The organism is Pseudomonas entomophila, assembly GCF_018417595.1.
GTDB lineage: Bacteria > Pseudomonadota > Gammaproteobacteria > Pseudomonadales > Pseudomonadaceae > Aquipseudomonas > Aquipseudomonas entomophila_C.
The window spans coordinates 998,708-1,020,048 of the sequence record NZ_CP070982.1 but is presented as its reverse complement, the minus strand read 5'-3'; the positions used below and the strand labels follow the sequence as shown (position 1 = coordinate 1,020,048).

Annotated in this window: 17 protein-coding genes; 6 read left to right on the top strand and 11 right to left on the bottom strand. The window is 64.3% G+C overall.

Annotated elements, in window-relative coordinates; genetic code table 11:
- Positions 1-29 precede the first annotated feature (29 nt).
- From JYG34_RS04490 to hmpA, 10 genes are all read right to left on the bottom strand, one after another.
- Positions 30-1,790, bottom strand: coding sequence for an isocyanide synthase family protein (locus tag JYG34_RS04490; RefSeq protein WP_213659650.1), 1,761 nt, complete (start codon positions 1,788-1,790; stop codon positions 30-32).
- Between the two features lie 23 nt (positions 1,791-1,813).
- On the bottom strand, positions 1,814-2,518 hold the full coding sequence (locus tag JYG34_RS04485; protein ID WP_213659649.1) for an HAD family hydrolase: 705 nt from the start codon (positions 2,516-2,518) through the stop codon (positions 1,814-1,816).
- Entirely contained in the window at positions 2,518-3,510 is a 993-nt protein-coding gene (locus JYG34_RS04480; protein ID WP_213659648.1) for an isocyanide synthase family protein, read from the bottom strand. Before JYG34_RS04480 ends, JYG34_RS04485 begins: the two co-directional genes overlap by 1 nt.
- 176 nt (positions 3,511-3,686) lie before the next feature.
- Positions 3,687-4,574 carry a heme o synthase gene (gene cyoE, locus JYG34_RS04475; protein WP_213659647.1) on the bottom strand — a complete coding sequence of 296 codons (888 nt, stop codon included), beginning with the start codon at positions 4,572-4,574 and terminating at the stop codon, positions 3,687-3,689.
- A gap of 11 nt (positions 4,575-4,585) precedes the next feature.
- Positions 4,586-4,918, bottom strand: coding sequence for a cytochrome o ubiquinol oxidase subunit IV (gene cyoD / locus JYG34_RS04470; RefSeq protein ID WP_186658833.1), 333 nt, complete (start codon positions 4,916-4,918; stop codon positions 4,586-4,588).
- Positions 4,918-5,541 (bottom strand): cytochrome o ubiquinol oxidase subunit III, encoded by a 624-nt coding sequence (gene cyoC, locus JYG34_RS04465; RefSeq protein WP_011532289.1) that lies wholly within the window; start codon positions 5,539-5,541, stop codon positions 4,918-4,920. Before cyoC ends, cyoD begins: the two co-directional genes overlap by 1 nt.
- Before the next feature lie 3 nt (positions 5,542-5,544).
- Positions 5,545-7,566: a cytochrome o ubiquinol oxidase subunit I gene (gene cyoB, locus JYG34_RS04460; RefSeq protein WP_213659646.1), complete on the bottom strand. Its 2,022-nt coding sequence runs from the start codon at positions 7,564-7,566 to the stop codon at positions 5,545-5,547.
- A 3-nt stretch (positions 7,567-7,569) separates the two neighbouring features.
- Positions 7,570-8,514, bottom strand: coding sequence for a ubiquinol oxidase subunit II (cyoA, locus tag JYG34_RS04455; RefSeq protein WP_213659645.1), 945 nt, complete (start codon positions 8,512-8,514; stop codon positions 7,570-7,572).
- Positions 8,515-9,073: 559 nt separating this feature from the next.
- On the bottom strand, positions 9,074-9,580 hold the full coding sequence (locus tag JYG34_RS04450) for a disulfide bond formation protein B (protein ID WP_213659644.1): 507 nt from the start codon (positions 9,578-9,580) through the stop codon (positions 9,074-9,076).
- A 570-nt stretch (positions 9,581-10,150) separates the two neighbouring features.
- The gene (gene hmpA, locus JYG34_RS04445) at positions 10,151-11,329 is read right to left on the bottom strand and encodes an NO-inducible flavohemoprotein (RefSeq protein WP_213659643.1); all 1,179 of its coding nucleotides are present in this window, start codon (positions 11,327-11,329) and stop codon (positions 10,151-10,153) included.
- Between the two features lie 155 nt (positions 11,330-11,484).
- Here hmpA and norR point away from each other — a divergent pair, with 155 nt between their 5' ends.
- The 4 genes from norR to JYG34_RS04425 all read left to right on the top strand — a co-directional run bounded on the left by norR (position 11,485) and on the right by JYG34_RS04425 (position 15,194).
- Positions 11,485-13,035: a nitric oxide reductase transcriptional regulator NorR gene (gene norR / locus JYG34_RS04440; protein WP_213659642.1), complete on the top strand. Its 1,551-nt coding sequence runs from the start codon at positions 11,485-11,487 to the stop codon at positions 13,033-13,035.
- Between the two features lie 129 nt (positions 13,036-13,164).
- Positions 13,165-14,064: a chemotaxis protein gene (locus JYG34_RS04435; RefSeq protein ID WP_213659641.1), complete on the top strand. Its 900-nt coding sequence runs from the start codon at positions 13,165-13,167 to the stop codon at positions 14,062-14,064.
- 87 nt (positions 14,065-14,151) lie between these two features.
- Complete coding sequence (locus JYG34_RS04430) at positions 14,152-14,463, top strand: hypothetical protein (RefSeq protein ID WP_213659640.1); 312 nt, start codon at positions 14,152-14,154, stop codon at positions 14,461-14,463.
- On the top strand, positions 14,460-15,194 hold the full coding sequence (locus tag JYG34_RS04425; protein WP_213659639.1) for a YkgJ family cysteine cluster protein: 735 nt from the start codon (positions 14,460-14,462) through the stop codon (positions 15,192-15,194). The genes JYG34_RS04430 and JYG34_RS04425 overlap by 4 nt, the downstream gene beginning before the upstream one ends.
- 85 nt (positions 15,195-15,279) lie before the next feature.
- On the opposite strand, the gene JYG34_RS04420 is transcribed toward JYG34_RS04425, so the two are convergent.
- The gene (locus tag JYG34_RS04420) at positions 15,280-16,863 is read right to left on the bottom strand and encodes a methyl-accepting chemotaxis protein (RefSeq protein ID WP_213659638.1); all 1,584 of its coding nucleotides are present in this window, start codon (positions 16,861-16,863) and stop codon (positions 15,280-15,282) included.
- Between the two features lie 218 nt (positions 16,864-17,081).
- Here JYG34_RS04420 and JYG34_RS04415 point away from each other — a divergent pair, with 218 nt between their 5' ends.
- Complete coding sequence (locus JYG34_RS04415) at positions 17,082-18,245, top strand: efflux RND transporter periplasmic adaptor subunit (protein ID WP_213659637.1); 1,164 nt, start codon at positions 17,082-17,084, stop codon at positions 18,243-18,245.
- Entirely contained in the window at positions 18,242-21,334 is a 3,093-nt protein-coding gene (locus JYG34_RS04410) for a multidrug efflux RND transporter permease subunit (RefSeq protein ID WP_213659636.1), read from the top strand. The genes JYG34_RS04415 and JYG34_RS04410 overlap by 4 nt, the downstream gene beginning before the upstream one ends.
- Positions 21,335-21,341 lie beyond the last annotated feature (7 nt).

Here is a 21,341-nt window from a genome sequence, read left to right as displayed (position 1 = left end):
GGCCGCTCCCACAGAACGCACCTGGCCAGTCAGTACACCTGCACCCGCCACAGCTCACGCGACGCCGAGGCCGGGCTCATGGGCAGGCGCCCGTGCAAGGTCTGGTAGTTGTCGATCAGCACCAGGTCACCCGCCGCCCATTCATGGGCGATCAGGCAATGAGGGTCGTAGACCAGCCCGTCCAGTTGCTCGATCAGTTCGCGCTGGAAGGCCTCGTCACCGCCCTCCACGCGCTGCTCCAGGGTCTGCAGCGACGACTCGCAACCCTCCTGGTAACGCAACACCGGCTGGCCACTGCGAGGATCGCGGTCCACCAGCGGATAAGAACGCGGTGAGCCGCCGAAATAGGTCATGCGCGTGTAGTAGGTGATGTCGATGCCCTGCCACTGCCGGGCGGTCCGCAGGCCAACCTTGGCCAGGGCATTGCGGCTGTCGACGATGGTGGTCTGCCCTTCCCCTGGCTGCGGCGGCGTCTTGCAGTAGAGCATGAAGGTATGGGCGCAGAACTTGGGGTCGCGCTGCACCAACGGATCGCTGTCGGGCAGCAGGTTGAGGTCCCAGTGCAACGGCGTCTTCTCCAGTGAGTGCACCACCCCCTGCGGCTGGTCGGCTGGCTTGACCACGTGCACCTCGCCGAAGGCCCAACGGTAGATGGTGCCGAAGCGCGCGCAGTCGGCGGCGAAGCTGGCCTGGTCGGTGTACTCGCAGCCCCTCAGGCAAACGAAGCCGAAACTGCGCACCAGCGCTTGCAAGGTCTCGGTGGACAGCCGCTCGAAGCCCAGCCCCATGGGGTCACTGACCACCAGGCCAAACAGCGGCAGCTTCTGCAATTCGAAGCGATAGCCTTGCAGCGCTTCACCCTGGGTTTCGTGAAGCAGCCACGGCCGCCCCTGCCAGGTCACCTGCACATGCCGGCTGCCGTCGATCTCGGCGCGGCCGCGCAAGGACTGGCCGCCATCGAGCTGGCGCACCGGCACCGCATGCCAGGGGCTGGCCACGTGGCTCAGGCCGTCGGCCAGGGCCAGGGTGAACTTGGGCCCGGCGTTGTCGTACTGGTGCACGGACAGGCGGATGTGTTCGGGGAAGAAGCGCTCCACAGCAGCGTTGAGGGCCTGGCCACGCAGCATCATCTGGTAGGCCTTGTGGCTGATCTGGCGCAGGTGCTCGTCCTCGTCCTGCCCCGGCTGGCGGCACAGGCGCAGGTCGTTGTAGAGGTGGCTGCACAGTTTGTCGTGGCTGCGGGCCAGGTTTTCATCCTGCTGGCACTGTTCGATCAATGCTTCGACGCTCTTCCAGGGCAGGCGGGCCTGCTTGACCAGGGTCGCACGCAACGCTTCCGGGCTGCTGGCCTGGGGGAACAGGTCTTCCATGCTCACCCAGCGGATACTGTGGGTGACGCACAGGGTGCGCAACGCCTGGTTGTACTGCCGACGAACGTCGTCGGGCACACCGACGATGTCGTTGAAGGTGGTGCCATCGCTGAGGATGACGATCTCGCAACCCGGCGCGTGCAAGGCGGCGATCTCCTGACCGAGGCGGTCGAGGCGTTCGATGGCCATGACCTCGCCGAAGTCCGGCAACACGCCAAAGGTCTTGTCGCGGTCGTTCGGCGACTTGCAAGGGAAGCCCGGCAGCACCATGCGCACAGGTTCACCGCGTTCGAAGCAACGTACCAGGTCCCTGGCCAGGTGCGCCTTGCCGGCGTCGGCGAAGCGATCACCCTCGGCCTTGAGCAGATAACCATCCAGCACCTGGCTGACGGCCGAGACCCAGCTGTCTTTGTCTTGCATCTTCTGTCGTCCTTGAGTGGAAGCTACAGCGAACCGGTCAATTCGGCTCGCGGGGGTTGCACAGCTGCCGGGCACAAGGCCGCGAGCAACTGATGAGGGTGTTCGCAATACAGCTGTGGGTTGTGATCACGCAGCACACCAGGCTCGCCATAGCCCCAGCCCGCCGCCGCCACCGGCATGCCGGCGGCCTGTGCGGTGAGCAGGTCGAACGCCGTGTCACCGACGAACAGGCAATGCTCAGGCGCCACGCCGAGCCGCTCGGCGGCCTGCAGGGCGGCGTCCGGCGCGGGCTTGAGCCGCTGCCCAGGTCGATGACCAAGAACCACGGCGAAGGCATTCGCCGGCAACAGGCGCTCGACCACTGCCAATGCCAGTGCATGGGCCTTGTTGGTTACCACCGCCATGGGCAGGCCGCGCTTGCCAAGGGCCTCGAGCAACTGCTCGACACCCGCGTAAGGCCTCGACAGCCTGACCAGGTGCTGGCGATAGCAGGCGCTGTAGGCTGTTTGCAGGTGCTGGGCATCTTCTACACCGTGCTCGTGCGCAACCCGTTCGATCATTGCGGCTACCCCGCCACCGATCAAGTTGCGCACAGACTCGACAGCCCGTAGAGGCAACCGGTGCTGGCCCAGAACATGATTCAGGCACCAGGCGATATCGGGCAAGGTGTCCACCAGGGTGCCGTCCAGGTCGAACAGCACCGCACGCACATCGGCCAGTCGTTCCATCACAGCACACTGGCGTAGTGGCATGGCCGGCCACGGCTGAACACCAGGCGGCTGTAACGCTCGTCGACATTGCTGCGGCGCTCCAGGGTGACCACGCCACGGCGCTTGATGGCCACCGAATGCCAAGGCGTGCGCCACAGGTCGCTGGTGGGTACCAGGCGGATGCCGATCTTGGCGGACACGGCCAGTTGCGGGTGGATCGACAGGCGCAGGCACTGGGGGTAGCGGGCTTCCAGCAAGGCGCTCCACGCCTCGCTGCGCTGGATCACCCGCTGCGACGCGGGCTTGGCCACCTTCTTCACCGCGTTCATGCTCATGCCGGCGAAATCCGCCAGGCCGGCGTAGTCCTCCGACAGGAAACGGTGGATACCGCAGTACATCAGCATCATGTGGTCTTCGGCTTCGAAGCGCTGCTGCAATACCCGCAGCGGCTGGCCGTGCTCGATCATCAGCTCTTCGCGCATCGAATCCAGGCAACCCAGATGCGGGTAGGCGTCCTTCAGGTCGAACAGGGTGAAGCTGCCGGGGTAGTGCTGGTCGGCGTAGCGCTGGATATCGTCGGTGTAGGCCTCAACATGGGCATCGGGCACGCGCACCAGGTCGGAAAACACATAACCGTCCGAGCAGATATGGATCACCGCGCCCGGTGCGTGCAGCGCACGGATCTCTTCGCATAACCTGTGCAGCTCGTCGATGGCGTGGTGCTCGGCAAGATCGGGCAATGGGCCGAGGGTCTTCTGGCGGTTCGGCGACTTGCCGGGGAACGCCGGCAGCACCATTTCGATCGGCAGGCCCTGTTCGAGCGCGGCCAACACCTTGGGCAGGTGCGGTGCCAGGGCGGCCTCGTCCAACGCAGAGTCCTGCCCGGGGGCCAGGCTGCGGCGGCGGAACAGGCATTCAAGAATGGCGAGTGCGGTGTCGATGGGGGCAGCGAGGGGGCGTTGGCGCGGCAACACGCCGCCTGCCGAGAGAGCGAGGCTCGATACGGTCACGGTACAGTCCTTTGTCGGAAGAGGGTACGGCCAACCCACGGCCGCCAGGTCATCCTGACCTGCGGCGGATAAAATCCAGCAAAGTGCGTGACCCTGTCAACTGGATAGTTATGTATTTTCCGACACAAAAAAAAACGCCCCGGCAAGCCGGGGCGTTTTTGCTGTTCAGGCAGCTGTCAGCGGGCGTAGGTCATCAGCACATCGGCCGCGGTCTGGCTGTCCACCGACATCATCACGCTCAAGGCGGTGACGGTGAGGATGGAGAAGCCGAATACCTTGCGCGCCCATTTGCTGTCGTCCTCGGCCTTGTAGCCACCCCAGGCCATGTACAACCAGTACAGGCCCATGGCGGCTGCCACGGCGAGGTAACCCAGGCCGGCATAGCCGCCCAGGGTCAGCATGACGGTGGCGAGGACGAAGGCCAGCACATACAGCACGATCTGCTTCTTCGCCGCCAGGATACCGCGCGCCACCGGCAGGACCGGAATGTTGGCGGCGCTGTAATCCTTGAAGCGGAAGATCGCGATCGCGAAGCTGTGCGGCATCTGCCACAGGCTGAACATCACCAGCAGCGTCACCGCAGCCAGGTCGAAGCTGTTGCTCACGGCGCAGTAACCAATCACCGGAGGCATGGCACCGGACAGGCTGCCGACCAAGGTGCCGTGCACCGATTTGCGCTTCAGCCACAGGCTGTAGAAACCGACGTAGACGACGAAACCGACCAGCGCGCAGAACGCCGCCAGCGGGTTGGCCTGGACATACAGCAGGCTGAAGCCAGCCACCCCGAGCAGGGTGGCGTAGGCCAGCGCGAGGGGCAGCGACATGCCGCCCTGCACCATGACGCGGTTCTTGGTGCGCTCCATCTTGTGGTCGATGTCACGGTCGATGCAGTTGTTGAACACGCATCCGGACGCGACCACCAGCGAAGTGCCGATCACCACCGCCAGGAACAGGGCGAAGTCCACATGGCCCTTCGAGGCAAGGAAGAAGCCGCCTGCCACGGAAAGCACGTTACCGAAAATGATCCCCGGTTTGGTGATTTGGATAAAGTGCTTAACGGACATGCAGTCTTACCTCACTTGGCCAGCATTTCGAAGTGGATGCTGAACATGATCCACAGCGACAGGCCGACCAGCAGCGCGATTACCAGAACAGTGAACAGGAACGTCGACACGTTGGAGCGTTGCTCTTTCGAGCGGTCCATGTGCAGGAAGTACACGAGGTGCACCACCACCTGGATGACGGCCATGGCCACCACGATCAGGACGGTCAGGTTCTTCGGCAGGCTCGGGAACATCACCAGGCCGAACGGGATCGCGGTCAGGATGATCGAGAGCACGAAGCCGATCATGTACGACTTCACGCTACCGTGGTTGCCCTCGTGATGAGTGTCGTGTGCGCTAGCCATTACAGAACTCCCAGCAGGTAGACGACGGTGAACACGCAGATCCAGACCACGTCCAGGAAGTGCCAGAACAGGCTCAGGCAGCTCATGCGGGTCTTGGCGGTCGGCGTGATGCCGTGCTTGTTGATCTGATACATCATGATCGCCATCCAGATCAGGCCGGCGGTCACGTGCAGACCGTGGGTACCTACCAGGGCGAAGAACGCCGACAGGAAGCCACTGCGCTGCGGGCCGAAGCCTTCGGCGATCAGGTGATGGAATTCATAGATTTCCATCGCGATGAAGCCAGCACCGAACAGGAAGGTCACGGCCAACCAGCCCAGTACGCCTGCCTTCTTGCCGTCGAACATCTTCAGCATGGCGAAGCCGAAGGTGATCGAGGACAGCAGCAGGAACGCGGTTTCTACCAGCACGAAGTCGAGCTGGAAGATGTCGTGACCCGACGGGCCGCCGGCAAAACTGCCGGACAGCACCGCGTAGGTGGCGAAGAGCGACGCAAACAGGATGCAGTCGGTCATCAGGTACAGCCAGAAACCGAGGACGGTCATCTGGCCCGAGTCGTGGTGGTGGTCATCATGCCCATGGTCGTGACCATGAGCAGCACCGTGCATTACTTGACTGGACATTGATTACACCCGTTCAAACGATTCGACACGTGCGCCGCCGGCAGGCAGTGCACCAGCCTGGGCCAGCGCCTTCATGCGCTCGCCTTCGATGCGCGCCACTTCTTCGGCCGGAACCATGTAGCCCTGGTCGTCACGCGCGGCGTGGCGAACGAAGACAGCGATGGTCGCAACCAGGCTCGCACCCACCAGCCACCAGATGTGCCAGATGAAGGCGAAGCCGAACACGGTCAACAGCAGGCCCATGAACAGACCGGTCGAGGTGTTGCTCGGCATGTGGATCGCTTCGTACTTGGCCGGAGCTTTGTACGCGGCACCGGCTTGCTTGGCTTCGTGCCAGGCGTCCAGGCCTACATGCTCAGGCATGTGAGCGAAGTTGTAGAACGGAGGTGGCGACGAAGTCGACCACTCGAGCGTGCGGCCGCCCCATGGGTCGCCGGTGACGTCCATGTTGTCCTTGCGATCGCGAACCGAGACGTAGATCTGGATCAGCTGGCAGGCGATACCGAACAGGATCAGCACGGCGCCGACGACGGCCACGTACAGGTAGGGTTCCCACAGTGGGTTGTCGGAGTGGTTCAGACGACGGGTCATGCCCATGAAGCCCAGGGCGTACAGCGGCATGAACGCAACGTAGAAGCCGGAGATCCAGAACCAGAAGGCAGCCTTGCCCCACTTCTCGTTCAGGGTGAAACCGAAGGCTTTCGGGAACCAGAAGGCGAAGCCGGCGATGTAGCCGAATACCGCGCCACCGATGATCACGTTGTGGAAGTGGGCGATCACGAACAGGCTGTTGTGCAGAACGAAGTCGGCACCTGGAACAGCCAGCAGAACGCCGGTCATGCCACCGATGGAGAAGGTGACCATGAAGCCCAGGGTCCACATGATCGGCGCGGTGAAGCGCAGACGGCCCTGGTAGATGGTGAACAGCCAGTTGAACAGCTTCACACCGGTCGGAATGGAGATCAGCATCGTCGCCAGGCCGAAGAAGGTGTTGACGCTGGCGCCGGCACCCATGGTGAAGAAGTGGTGCAGCCAGACCGCGAAGCCGAGGATGGCGATCGCGCCCGATGCGTAGATCATCGAGTGGTGACCGAACAGGCGCTTGCCTGCGAAGGTCGAGGTGACTTCCGAGAACACGCCGAAGGCCGGCAGGATCAGGATGTAGACCTCAGGGTGACCCCACGCCCAGAACAGGTTGACGTACATCATCGGGTTCCCACCAAGCTCGTTGGTGAAAATGTGGAAGTCCAGATAACGGTCAACGGTCAGCAGGGCGAGTGCGGCGGTCAGGATCGGGAACGAAGCGACGATCAGCACGTTGGCCCAGGTGCAGGTCCAGGTGAAGATCGGCATGTCCATCAGCTTCATGCCAGGGGCGCGCATCTTCATCACGGTGACGAGGAAGTTCACGCCGGTCAGTGTCGTACCGAGACCTGAGAGCTGTAGCGCCCAGATGTAGTAGTCGACACCCACCCCAGGGCTGTACTGGATACCCGCGAGCGGCGGATAGGCAACCCAGCCGGTCTTGGCGAATTCACCAACGCCCAGCGAGATGTTGACCAGCAGCACGCCTGCCAGCAGCAGGTAGAAGCTCAGGGAGTTCAGGAACGGGAAGGCAACGTCACGTGCACCGATCTGCAGCGGAACCGCGAGGTTCATCAGGCCGGTGAAGAACGGCATCGCCATGAAGATGATCATGATCACACCGTGAGCGGTGAAGATCTGGTCATAGTGTTCAGGCGGCAGGTAGCCTTCGGAGCCACCGGTGGCGGCGGCCAGCTGGGTACGCATCATGATGGCGTCGGCGAAGCCGCGCAGCAGCATGACCATAGCGACGATGATGTACATCACGCCGATTTTCTTGTGGTCGACCGTGGTCAGCCACTCGGTCCACAAGTAGGTCCACTTGCGGAAATAGGTGATGGCACCAACGACGGCAATACCACCGAGCGCGATCATGGCAAGCGTCACCATGACTATCGGCTCGTGATACGGTATCGCCTCCAGAGTTAATTTACCGAACATCTCTTACTCCTCTGCACCGGCAGCTGGTTGCATACTCGATTCCACACCCTTGGTAGTGGCCAGATCTTTGCTGCCTGCTTCTTCGTGGCTCGGACGACCGCGGTTCATGCCTTCGTACTTGTCGACGATACGCTGGAACTGGTCAGCCTGGGCCTCGCTGTACAGCGCGACTGGGTTGTTTTCGCTTGCTTTGGCCAAGGCGTCATATTCGGCCTGGTCCAGTTTCTTCGGCGATGCCTTCACTTCAGCGACCCATGCATCGAAGTCAGCTTGCGAGGTGGCAACAGCCTTGAATTTCATACCGGTGAAGCCGGCGCCGCTGTAGTTGGCGGAGATACCGTCGAACTCACCGTTCTCGTTGGCGATCAGGTGCAGTTTGGTGGTCATGCCAGCCATGGCGTAGATCTGGCCACCCAGGCCCGGGATGAAGAAGGAGTTCATCACGGCGTCGGAGGTGACACGGAAGTTGACCGGGGTGTTAGCCGGGAAGACGATCTTGTTGACCGTGGCGATGCCCTGCTCCGGGTAGATGAACAGCCACTTCCAGTCCAGCGCGACCACGTCGATCTGCACCGGTTTCACGTCGGAATCCAGTGGACGGTACGGGTCCAGCTTGTGGGTGGAGTGGTAGGTGAAGTAACCCAGGGCGATGATGATCAGGATCGGGATGATCCACACCGCGGCTTCGATCTTGGTCGAGTGCGACCAGTCGGGAGTGTAGGTGGCGGCCTTGTTGGAAGCACGGTACTTCCAGGCGAACGCCAGGGTCATGATGATCACGGGCACGACCACCAGCAGCATCAGGCCGGTGGCGATCAGGATCAGGTTCTTCTGCTCAATGCCGACCTGGCCCTTCGGGTCGAGCAGGGTCCAGTTGCACCCACTGAGTAAAAGCATGCCTAAAAAGGGCAATATGCCAAACAGTCTGGGGTAACGCTTTTTACTCATCTCACGACCTCTAGATCAGCTTGCTTCAATGCAATTTGTGTTTTGGTAGCCAACACTTCGTCCTGCCAAGTGCGGCAATTCGCGCCCGTACACGCCCCTGCCCGGGATCCGACTGCAGGATCTTGGCTTCAAGCGGGTTAACGGTGCTTATGGTTTCGTAGGCAACAGGCCTGTACTTCAGACCAAGTCCATTTGGTGCGGGAAAACGCGGAGGGGGGTCCGCCCGGTATCGCCGTTGGGCGAAACTTGACGAAGTCAGCAAAAGGGAGCGCTGCGGCTTCCTTCAATCCTGCGACTCGCAAGCAGTGCCGAACGGAAATTGGGGGCGATTGTAGTGAGGTCGCCCCCCATTGACTATGACTTATTGAGCAACAGTCTTTTACAGAATGCGCAACAATAATGCTCAAAAAATCAACTTCGCGACAGTTTGTCGCACCCCGCTGAATAGCCCTTAAACCCGCATCACGCAAGGCCCCGAGCTTGATCCTGGTCAATCATTCGGCAGGGTTTGTGCCTTCTCGCGCCCTGCAATAGACCTGGGTCAAATAGGGACTTTGGTCTAACCGCGACGGCGGTTGCGGTAGATCCCCAGGGGCACCAGCACGGTGGTCAGCACGAAGGCGACCAGGGCCCATTGGGCGAGCGACAGCCCGAGGATCGGCGGGTACGGCGTGGAGCAGAAGCCATCGACCTGGAATACCAACGGCCACAGCTTGGCCAGCGGCAGGTCATCGACGATCGGTTGCAGCGTGTCTATGCCGCAGCTGACCATCGGGTTGGCGAGTATATACACATGGTTGCCGGCTGCAACGATGCCACCGATGGCGCTGAGCACCACCAATGCTTCGAAGAAGGTCAGGCTCTTGCGCCCCGGCATGGCGGCGGCGATGAAGGCGAAGATCGCGATGAACAGCAGCGCATAGCGTTGCAGGATGCACAGCGGGCACGGCGCCTCGCCCAGCACCACCTGCATGTACAGGGCGCCACCGATCAGCGCCAGGCAGATCACGCCGAGGAGCACCAGAAAGCGCCGTTCCCGATTCAGGCGCGATGTGAGTTCGTTCATTGCCGATTCCTTCGATGGAGAGTGGCAGCGTTGGCTGCCCGGGGGCGCCAAGTCTACACGCTGGAGATGACCTTTGAATGTGTCGAGGCGGGGCGTGCGGCTATCCACTGTTGACCTAGGACCGAGCAGGTCGGTTTCGGTTCAACCGCTGTGCGTGAAAAACACGGCGGCCCGAGCGCCGGACAGGGCAAGGCCCCTCGACAGTCGGGAGTGAAGGATACAGTGATTAAAGGAGGATTAAAGATGAAGGCCGGTGTAGCGGCTTTCATCTTTCCTTATATAGAGAGGGGCTGGGCCCAATCGCTGCGGTTCGGCGCTCGGCCGCAGCGCCCCCTGCGAATGCAATCGTCCGCTTCGTTCTCGATTACCCACGGCCGGGAGCATGGCGGGAAGCGCTACGGCTAAACGCCGAACCGCAGCGATTGGAATGGATGAGACCGGAACTGATATTGAGGCACGGTGCCTGTGGGAGCGGATTCACCCGCGAACAAGGGCAAAGCCCTTGCCATCCACCTCGGTGGCTGCTTCGCGGGTAAACCCGCTCCCACAGGCGCCTTGTGCGCCTACCGATTACTCCAGCGCCGCCGCCGGCCCGAAGAATTCATAACGGCTCTGCCCTTCCGGCACGCCCAACCCTTTGAGCTGACGCTTGATCGCCGCCATGAAACCCTTGGGCCCGAGGAAATAGGCATCGACATCGCGCTCGCGCGGCATCCACTCGGCCAGCAGATCCTGGTCCAGCAGGCCCACCGCATCCGCGGCGCGGCTGCCGTCGTCCTCGGCGTAGCAATAGAAGCGCTTGAGCTGTGGATGCTTCGCGGCCAGCCCGTCGACCCAGTCACGGAACGCATGCACCGCGCCATTGCGCGCGCAGTGGATGAAGTGCACCGGCCGCTCGGTCTTCAGCGCCGCCTCGAGCATGGCCAGCGTCGGGGTGATGCCCACGCCACCGCTGATCAACACCAGCGGCTTGTCGCTGGCGGCCAGGGTGAAGTCACCGGAAGGTGGGAACAACTGCACCGTCGCCCCCACCATCAGTTCGTCGTGGAGGTAGTTGGAAACCTTGCCTTCAGCCTCGCGCTTGACGCTGATGCGGTACTGTTCACCGTCGCACAGGGCCGACAGGGAATAGTTGCGACGCTGCTCGACGCCGCCGATGAACAGTTGCAGCCCAATGTACTGGCCCGGCTCGGCCTTGATGACCGGCTTGCCGTCTACCGGGGCGAAGTAGAACGAGACCACCTCGCTGCTTTCCTGTTCGCGGCGCACCAGGCGGAATGCGCGGGCACCGCGCCAGCCGCCGGCGGCTTCTTCCTTCTGCTTGTACAGGCTCTCTTCAGCGCCGATGAGGATATCCGCCAACTGTCCATAAGCGGCGGCCCAGGCGGCGATCACCTCGGGGGTGGCGATGTCCTTGCCCAGCACCTCTTCGATGGCACGCAGCAGGCAACCGCCGACGATCGGGTAGTGCTCAGGCAGGATCTGCAAGGCCACATGCTTGTTGATGATCTGCCCGACCAGGTCACCGAGCTGTTCGAGCTGGTCGATGTGCTTGGCGTACATCAGCACGCCGTTGGCCAGGGCACGTGGCTGGTCGCCACTGGCCTGGTGGGCCTGGTTGAACAGGGGGCGCACTTCGGGGTATTCGCTGAGCATCAGCTTGTAGAAGTGGGTGGTCAGCGCCTCGCCACCGCTTTCCAGCAGGGGAACAGTGGCCTTGATGATTGCACGTTGTTCGGCATTGAGCATTGCAGCGACTCCTGAGCCTGTGGCTTCGAATAGTTGCCGTGGTTATTTCAGCAATCGTGCCAACTTTAAAAGCCAATGAATTCAGGGCTTTGAGCATTAGCGGTGTCATAAGGACACACCCAAGCGTATAGTCATTCCGACCAACAGGAGTCCATATGACTGCAAAACCCCTGCTTACCGCCCTCCTCCCCCTGGTCAGCGACCTGTCCTGCGACCTGCCCGACCAGGAGCGCTACCGCCGCCTGCTGCAAGCCATGCGCGGCCTGCTGCCGTGCGACGCCGCAGCGTTGTTGCGCCTAGATGGCGAGTGGCTGGTGCCGCTGGCGGTCGACGGGCTGTCGGCGGACACCCTCGGTCGGCGCTTCCGGGTCAGCGAGCACCCACGCTTCCAGGCGCTGCTCAGCCGCCCGGAACCAACCCGCTTCGCCAGCGACAGCCCGTTGCCCGACCCCTACGACGGCTTGGTCAACGCCACCCACGCCGACCTCGAAGTGCATGACTGCATGGGTTGCCCTTTGATGGTCGACGAGCGCCCCTGGGGGCTGCTGACCCTCGACGCCCTCACCCCCGGCCAGTTCCAGAGCCTGGAGCTCGATGCCCTGCAAGCCTTCGCCAGCCTGGCCGCCGCCACCGTCACCGTGGCCGAACGCATCGAGCACCTGGCCCTGCGCGCCGAGGACGAGCACCAACGCGCCGAGGTGTACCGCCAGGCCAGCGGCCAGGACAGGGAACTGATCGGCCAGAGCAAGGCGCACAAGCAACTGGTCGAGGAAATCCGCCTGGTCGGCGGCAGCGACCTGACTGTGTTGATCACCGGCGAGACCGGCGTCGGCAAGGAGTTGGTGGCCCAGGCACTGCATAGCGCCAGCAACCGCGCCAACAAGCCGATGATCAGCCTGAACTGCGCCGCGCTGCCCGACACCCTGGTGGAAAGCGAGCTGTTCGGCCATGTGCGTGGTGCCTTCACCGGCGCCCACGGCGAACGGCGCGGCAAGTTCGAGCTGGCCAACGGCGGCACTCTGTTCCTCGATGAAGTCGGCGAATTGCCGCTGGCTGTACAGGCCAAGTTGTTGCGCGTGCTGCAGAGCGGCCAGTTGCAACGGCTGGGCTCTGACCGTGAGCACCAGGTGGATGTGCGCCTGATCGCCGCGACCAACCGCGACCTGGCGGAGGAAGTGCGCAACGGTAACTACCGGGCCGACTTCTATCACCGGCTGAGCGTCTATCCCCTGCAGGTACCGCCCCTGCGTGAACGGGGCCGCGATGTGCTGTTGCTGGCCGGATATTTCCTGGAGCAGAACCGCTCACGGCTGGGATTGGGCAGCCTGAGGCTCTCCACCGATGCCCAGGCCGCGCTGCTGGTCTATGACTGGCCGGGCAATGTGCGTGAGCTGGAGCACCTGATCGGCCGCTCGGCGCTCAAGGCGTTGGGGCAACACGGGCAGCGGCCGAAGATACTGACGCTGGAGGCGGCGGACCTGGATCTGCGCAATGTGGCGCCGGCCATGCGTGCCGAAGCAGAGATACCGCCCGTCGACGCGCCGCTGCCCGAGGGTGGGCTGCGCGAGGCCATGGATGATTATCAACGGCAGATCGTAGAAGCGTGCCTGAAGCGCCACGGGGACAACTGGGCGGCTGCGGCACGGGAGCTGGGGCTGGATCGGGCGAACCTGAGCCGGTTGGCCAAGCGCCTGGGGTTGCGTTGATTGGCTCTGTTCGTCGTCAAGCCGGCGAACAGGCGGTAAAGCACTGCCCATAATCGCAAACTAAGCTAAAGCCCGGCACTAAAAAGCCGATAACCCGGCATCCTCCCCATTTCGAACCAAAGGTTGCCCATGGCCACGCAAAAAGCCCGCGCGGACTCGTTGTCCCTGCTGCTGTTCACCCTGCGCAGCGGCAAGCTGATGGCAATCAACCTGCTCAAGGTCAGCGAGATCATCCCCTGCCCGCCGCTGACCAAGCTGCCGGAGGCTCATCCGCACGTGAAGGGCGTGGCCACCCTGCGCGGCAACTCGCTGTCGGTGATCGACCTGTCCCGCGCCATCGGCGAGATGCCCCTGGCCGACCCGGACGGCGGCTGCCTGATCGTCACCGAGATCAGCCGCTCGCGCCAGGGCCTGCACGTGCAGGCGGTGAGCCGCATCGTTCATTGCCTGAGCACCGACATCAAGCCGCCGCCGTTCGGTTCGGGCAACCGCTCGTTCATCACCGGCGTGACCCGGGTCGACAACACCCTGGTGCAGGTGCTGGACATCGAAAAGGTGATCCATGGCATCGCCCCGCCCCCGCACGAGCCACACCCGGGTGAAGTCAGCGAAGAGGATGCCAGCCTGCTGGCCGCCGCCAACATCCTGGTGGTGGACGACAGCCAGGTGGCGCTGCAACAGTCGGTGCATACCCTGCGTAACCTGGGTATCGAGTGTCACACCGCGCGCAGCGCCAAGGATGCGATCAACGTGCTGCTGGAGCTGCAAGGCACCGACAAGGAGATCAACATCATCGTCTCCGACATCGAGATGTCGGAGATGGACGGCTTCGCCTTCACCCGCACCTTGCGCGAGACGCCGGACTTCCAGCACCTGTACATCCTGCTGCACACCTCGCTGGACAGCGCGATGAGTGGCGACAAGGCCAAGCTGGCGGGGGCCAACGCCATCCTCACCAAGTTCTCCTCGCCGGAGCTGACCAACTGCCTGGTGACGGCGGCGCGGGCAGTGGTGTTCGAAGAACGCTGACAAATCAAGTCAGGACTTTCCTGACTTGATGCAGGAGAATGTTCGGGCATAATTCGCGCCCTTCGGATGTTCATGGCCAGTACGCATATGAAATGTCTCAACTCTGTCCTGCTCGCTTGCGCCCTGTTCAACGGCGCAGCCCATGCTTCGAGCAACCAGGCCTGGAGCGACCAGCGCCAGCACATGCTCAAGGCCTGCCTGGCCGCCAGCCAGTTCAAGGATGCCCACGTGCTGGGCAAGCCCGCCGAGTTCGACGACCAGGTCGGCTACAGCGTGCTGCTGGTCGAAGGCACCTACCCACAGAAGCACATGCAACAACGCACTGGCACCGAGTTGTGCCTGTACGATCGCCAGCGCCAGCAAGCGTTCGTCACAGAGTGGGAAACCGGCAAGCCGTGAGTGACAGCATTCGTTTCGCCTGTACCGGCTGCGGCAAGTGCTGCACCGGCCACCATGTGCCACTGACCCTCGATGAATCGCGCCAGTGGGCTGCGTCTGGTGGCCAAGTAGTAGTGTTGATCGAGGGGTTCATCGTCGATGGGCTCGGCATGCCGGCCGATCAACGCGAACATGTGTTGCGCCGGTCCCACCCCGTGCCTTGCGGCGCGGGCGAACTGCGCGTGTCGGTGACCTTCGCCGCCTTCAACCCGGGGCGTTGCCGCAACCTCGACGCCAACGACCTGTGCACCATCTATGACACCCGCCCGCTGGTGTGCCGGATCTACCCGGCCGAGATCAACCCGCACCTGCCACTGCGGCCGGAAAACAAGGACTGCCCGCCCGAGGCCTGGGAGCAAGGGCCGGAGTTGATCCATGGCAGCCTGCCGGTGGATGCCGGGCTGCGGGCATTGATCGACGCGTCGCGCCAGGCGGACCGGGACGACATCGCCGCCAAAGTGGCGATCTGCCAGGCGCTGGGGATGACCACCAGCGCGTTGAAGGGTAATGGGTTTACCGCGTGGTTGCCGGATATGGCGGCGTTTGCCGCAGTGCTGGGGCAGGCGCCACAGACCGTCGACGCCCCTTGGAGGGTGCATGTCCAGGACGAGGCGCTGGCCACCGAGCTAACGGATCATCATCTGCAAGTGACGGGCGAAGCACCGGTCTACTACGCATTCATCGGTTTCTAAGCCACCTGTAGGAGCGGCTTCAGCCGCGATCACCCGCGAAGCGGGTGCCCAAACGGCACCGCCTGCATCGCGGCTAAAGCCGCGCCTACTGACAGCGCCGCCAGAACTCATCCGCCAGCCGCCGCAGGTCCTTGGCCAGGTCCGCCACGTCACTGGCGCTGCTGTGGCTGCGCTGCCCGACACTGACCGTCGCCTCGCTGGCCTGACGGATGCTGATGATGTTGCGGTTGATGTTCTCGCTCACCTGGCTCTGCTGCTCCACCGCCGCGGCGATCTGCAGGCTCATCTCGTTGATCTGGTTGACCCGCACGCTGATGCTGTCCAGCGCGTCGCTGGCCAGTTGCGCCTGCTCGACACTGTGCCCGGCATGGGCGCTGCTCTGCTGCATCACCAGCACCGCGGCACGGGCGCCGTCCTGCAGGGCGGCGATCATGCGCTGGATATCGTGGGTGGACTGCGCGGTGCGCTGGGCCAGGCCGCGCACCTCGTCGGCGACCACCGCGAAACCGCGCCCCTGGTCGCCGGCCCGCGCCGCCTCGATGGCGGCGTTGAGGGCCAGCAGGTTGGTCTGCTCGGCGATGCCGCGGATCACGTCGAGCACCCCGGAGATCTCGCTGCTGTGGTTCTCCAGCTGCTGGATCACTTCGCTGGCTTCCACCAACGACCCGGCCAGATCCTGGATCGCGCAGCGGTTGCGGTCGACCAGCTGATGGCCAGACTGCGTCTCGTCCTCGGCCTGGTCGGCGGCCATCGCCGCCATCTGCGCGCTGCTGGCGACCTGGGCGACACTGGCGCTCATCTGGTGGATCGCCGTGGCCACCTGGTCGGCCTCGCTCTGCTGCTCCAGGCTGTTGGCATGACTGCTGTGCAGCGCGTCGACCAACGACCCGGAATGCCCGGCCAGACGTGAAGAGGTGTCGCCGATACGCCCCACCACCGCCCCCAGCTGCGCCTTGAGCATGCGCATGGCGAACTCGATCTGGCCCAGGCCGTCGCGGCGACCGGTATACAGCTGCTGGCTCAATGGATTGTCGGCGATGGCCAGCGCCTGGCGGCGCAGGCGCTCGAGCGGGCGCAGCAACAGCAGGATCACCCCGGCGCTGAGGCCCGCCGCGACGCCGATCTCCACCAGCGACGCCAACAGCGGGCGCTCGAGCCACCAGTGCCCCGCCCCCATCACCACTGCCAACAACCCTGCTATACCCAGCGACAACCGTGTCGCCAGCCCCGGCACCGGTAGCCGCTCGCGCCAGCCCCGCCGTCCCTCGCGCAACCGCGCGTAACAGCGCTCGGCCGCCTCGACCTGCGCGACGCTGGGCTTGGTCCGCACCGACTGATATTCCAATGTCTGCCCGCCGCTGCTGATCGGCGAGACGAACGCGCTGACCCAGTAGTGATCACCGTTCTTGCAACGGTTCTTCACCAGCCCCATCCACGAACGCCCGGCCTTGAGCGCCTGCCACATCTGGGCAAAGGCCTGGGGCGGCATGTCCGGGTGGCGCACCACATGGTGAGCCTGGCCCAACAGCTCGTCACGGGTGAAACCACTGACCCGCAGGAAGTCGTCATTGGCGTAGGTGATGCGGCTGTCCAGGTCGGTGGTGGAGAGGATATTGGCATCGCCGGGGTAATCCACTTCGCGACCGGTAACGGGCATATTGCACTTCATCGGAGGCTCTCGTTGTTGTTCGGGAAATCGGCAGGGCGTTCGACTCTAGAAGCAAATGACGGGGCAATATTGATCCACGGCAGGATATTGGCATTTGGCCATCAAGCCTCGAAACTGACAGCCGTGACAGCCAGGCGTCACGCTGGCGACCCGGTCGGCGCGCTATAACCCTGGATAACCGAAAACTGTTTCCGCCCCCTGGCCAAGGTGCCCGCCCGATGCGACGTCCGTCCCGCCCCCTCGTTCTCGCCGCCCTGGCCCTGGTCGCCCTGACCACTGCTGGCCTGTGGCTGGCCCAACGGCCGTCGGCCCCCGCCAGCCGTGGCGCGAGCGCCGTGCCGGTGCGGGTGGTCGCCGTCGCCCAGCAGGACGTACCACGCTACATCGGCGCCATTGGTTCGGTGCTGTCGCTGCACAGCGTCGAGGTGCGCCCCCAGGTCGAGGGCGTGCTCACTCAGGTGCTGGTCAAGGAAGGGCAATGGGTGAAGCAGGGCGACCTGCTGGCCACCCTCGACGACCGGGCGATCCGCGCCAGCCTCGACCAGGCCCGCGCCCAGCTCGGCCAGACCCAGGCGCAGTTGCAGGTGGCCAGGGTCAACCTCAAGCGCTACCAGTTGCTCAGCACCGATGACGGCGTGTCGAAGCAGACCCTCGACCAGCAACAGGCACTGGTCAACCAACTGCAGGCCACGATTACCGGCGACCAGGCCGCCATCGACAACGCCGCGGTGCAGCTCTCCTACACCCGCATCGCTTCGCCGGTGACCGGCCGCGTCGGTATCCGCAACGTCGACCCCGGCAACCTGGTGCGCACCACCGATACGCAGGGCCTGTTCAGCGTCACCCAGATCGACCCGATCGCCTTGGAGTTCTCATTGCCTCAGCAACAGTTGCCGACCTTGCAAAGCCTGCTGAAAACACCCACACCCGCTGAAGTCGAGGCCTACATGGACGCCGACGGCGAACGCAGCCTGCTCGCCAAGGGCCACCTCAGCCTGATTGACAACCAGGTCTCGGCCACCACCGGCACGGTGCGGGTCAAGGCCGAGTTCGACAACCAGGACGGCCGTCTGTGGCCCGGCCAACTGGTCACCGTGCGCCTGCGCACGGCGGTGGATGAAAACGCCCTGGTGGTGCCGCCGCCCGTGGTGCAGCGCAGCATCGACGGCCACTTCGTCTATCGCGTGGATGGCGACAAGGTCACCAGCGTGCCGGTCAAGGTGCTGTACCAGGACAGCACGCTGAACATCGTCGCCGGGGTCAAGGCTGGCGATCAGCTGGTGCTCGATGGCCAGTCGCGCCTCAAGCCGGGGTCGAAGGTCGAGGTCACGCCGGATGCGCCGGCGCCGGCCGAGATGGCCGACCGCAGGAGCCAGCCATGAACGCCCGCAACGGTGTCTCGGCCTGGTGCATCGACCACCCCATCGCCACCTTGCTGCTGACCTTCGCCTTGGTGCTGCTGGGCGCCATCGCCTTCCCGCGCCTGCCGGTGGCGCCGCTGCCCGAGGCCGACTTCCCGACCATCCAGGTCACCGCCGCGCTGCCCGGCGCCAGCCCCGAGACCATGGCCTCGTCGGTGGCCACGCCGCTGGAGGTGCAGTTCAGTGCCATCCCCGGCATGACCCAGATGACCAGCAGCAGCGCCCTGGGCTCGACCACGCTGATCCTGCAGTTCACCCTCGACAAGAACATCGACACCGCCGCCCAGGAAGTCCAGGCGGCGATCAACACTGCCACCGCGCGCCTGCCCCAGGACCTGCCCAGCCCCCCCACCTGGCGCAAGGTGAACCCGGCCGACAGCCCGGTGCTGATCCTCACCGTCAGTTCCGCGCAGATGCCCGGCAACGAGCTCAGCGACTACGCCGAGACCCTGCTGGCCCGCCAGCTCAGCCAGATCGACGGGGTCGGCCTGGTCAACATCACCGGCCAGTTGCGCCCGGCGATCCGCGTGCAGGCCCAGCCCGAGAAGCTCGCCGCCATCGGCCTGACCCTGGCCGATGTGCGCCAGGCCATCCAGCAGACCAGCCTCAACCTGGCCAAGGGCGCGTTTTATGGCGAGCACAGCGTGTCGACCATCGCCGCCAACGACCAACTGTTCCACCCCGAGGACTACGCCAGGCTGATCGTCAGCTACCGCAACGGCGCGCCGGTGCACCTGGCCGACGTGGCCAAGGTGATCAACGGCGCCGAGAACGCCTATGTGAAGGCCTGGTCCGGCGACCAGCCCGGCCTGAACCTGGTGATCTTCCGCCAGCCCGGGGCCAACATCGTCGATACCGTGGACCGGGTGCTCGACGCCCTGCCCCGCCTGCAGGAGATGCTGCCGGCCTCGGTCGAGGTGTCAGTGCTGCAGGACCGCACCCAAACCATCCGCGCTTCGCTGCACGAGGTGGAGCTGACCCTGATGATCGCCGTGGCCCTGGTGATCGGGGTGATGGCGCTGTTCCTGCGCCAGTGGTCGGCAACCTTCATCGTCTCCAGCGTGCTGGGGGTGTCGCTGATCGCCAGTTGCGCGCTGATGTACGTGCTCGGTTTCAGCCTCAACAACCTGACGTTGGTGGCCATCGTCATCGCCGTGGGCTTCGTGGTCGACGACGCCATCGTGGTGGTGGAGAACATCCACCGTCATCTGGAAGCCGGCGACGACAGCCGCACCGCCGCGCTCAAGGGCGCTGGCGAGATCGGCTTCACCGTGGTGTCGATCAGTTTCTCGCTGATCGCCGCGTTCATCCCGCTGCTGTTCATGGGCGGGGTGGTGGGCCGGCTGTTCAAGGAGTTCGCCCTGACCGCCACGGCGACCATCCTGATCTCGGTGGTGGTGTCGCTGACCCTGGCCCCGACCCTTTGCGCACTGTTCATGCGTCGCCCGCCCGGCGAGCACGAGGGTGGGTTCGGCCCGCGCCTGCTGCGCGGGTATGAAAAGGGCCTGGACCGCGCCCTGGCCCATCGGCGCATCACCCTCGGCGTGTTCGGCCTCACCCTGGCCCTGGCCGTGGCCGGCTACGTGGGCATCCCCAAAGGTTTCTTCCCCTTGCAGGACACCGGCTTCATCCTCGGCACCACCGAGGCGGCGGCGGATGTCTCGTATTCCTCGATGATCGACAAGCACCTGGCCCTGGCCAAGATCATCGGCGAAGACCCGGCCGTGCGCGCCTACTCGCATTCGGTCGGAGTCACCGGCAGCAACCAGACCATCGCCAACGGCCGCTTCTGGATCTCGCTCAAGCCACGGGGCGAACGCGATGTGTCGGCCAGCGAGTGGATCGACCGGATCCGCCCGAAACTGGCCCAGGTGCCGGGCATCGTCCTGTACATGCGCGCCGGCCAGGACATCAACCTCAGCTCCGGCCCTTCGCGCACCCAGTACCAGTATGTGCTCAAGAGCAACGACGGCGTGGCGCTGAACCTGTGGACCCAGCGCCTGACCGAACGCCTGCGGGAAAATCCGGCGTTCCGTGACCTGTCCAACGACCTGCAACTGGGCGCCAGCGTCACCCGCATCGACATCGACCGCCAGGCCGCCGCGCGCTTCGGCCTGACCACCACCGACGTCGACCAGGCCCTGTACGACGCCTTCGGCCAGCGCCAGATCAGCGAGTTCCAGACCGAGACCAACCAGTACAAAGTCATCCTCGAACTGGACGCCCGCCAGCGCGGCAAAGCTGAAAGCCTCAACTACTTCTACCTGCGCTCGCCACTGTCCGGCGAGATGGTGCCGCTGTCGGCCCTGGCCCATGTCGCGCCGCCCAGCACCGGCCCCCTGTCGATCAGCCACGACGGCCTGTTCCCGGCCGCCAACCTGTCGTTCAACCTGGCCCCCGGCGTGGCCCTGGGCGACGCGGTGCAGATCCTCGAACGCACCCAGCGCGAACTGGGCATGCCCGACGCCATCGCCGGCAACTTCCAGGGCGCGGCCCAGGCGTTCCAGAGCTCGCTGTCGAGCCAGCCGTACCTGATCCTCGCCGCGCTGGTGGCGGTGTACATCATCCTCGGGGTGCTCTACGAGAGCTTCGTGCACCCGCTGACCATCATCTCCACGCTACCGTCCGCGGGCCTGGGCGCGATCATCCTGCTCTGGGCCAGCGGCCAGGACTTCAGCATCATGGGGTTGATCGGCGTGGTGCTGCTGATCGGCATCGTCAAGAAGAACGGCATCCTGCTCATCGACTTCGCCCTCGAAGCCCAGCGCAATCAAGGCATGACGCCCGAGCAGGCGATCCGCCAGGCGTGCCTGGTGCGCTTCCGCCCGATCATCATGACCACCCTCGCCGCCTTGCTCGGCGCGGTGCCGCTGATGTTCGGCTTCGGTACCGGCGCCGAGCTGCGCCAGCCGCTGGGCATCGCCGTGGTCGGCGGCCTGCTGGTGAGCCAGGCCCTGACGCTGTTCACCACCCCGGTCATATACTTGGCCCTGGAACACCTGTTCCACCGCCGCCGGGCCACCCCGGCCGCCGCGCCAAGCGCCAGTTGAGACAAGA